Here is a 456-nt window from a genome sequence, read left to right on the forward strand (position 1 = left end):
CTACAAACCCATGCAAGCCGTTCAAGGTATAGGTAGCCAAATCAGCTGACAGTCCACCACCACTAAAAATATCATTTCCAGAAAGTGCTAAAATACGATTATTCTTCATAACGAATCTCCTTTAAATACAAACCATTTGGTGCTGCAGTGGGACCTGCAAGTTGCCTGTCCTTCTTCTCCAAGATGAGATCAATCTGCTCTACTGGCATGCGGTTGTTACCGATTTTGAGTAGAGTCCCCACCATATTGCGAATCTGTTTATACAAGAAACCATTTCCTGAAAAGGTAAAGGTCAAAAATTGTCCTGTCTCATCGACTATTAAACTAGCTTCTGTGATGGTGCGAACCTTATCCTCTACACTAGTCCCAGAGGCTGTAAAACCGGTAAAATCATGGGTTCCCTCTAGCTTTTTGATTGCAATCTGCATTCGTTCCACATCGAGTGGGTAGGGAAAG

The 456-nt window shown here is 42.5% G+C and carries 1 protein-coding gene; it reads right to left on the reverse strand.

Annotated elements, in window-relative coordinates:
* Positions 1-98: 98 nt before the first annotated feature.
* On the reverse strand, positions 99-456 hold a 358-nt coding region (locus AC13HU_RS38150; RefSeq protein ID WP_160313399.1), incomplete at its 5' end, for a tRNA pseudouridine synthase A.

It is taken from the genome of Streptomyces sp. NH27, assembly GCF_056859195.1.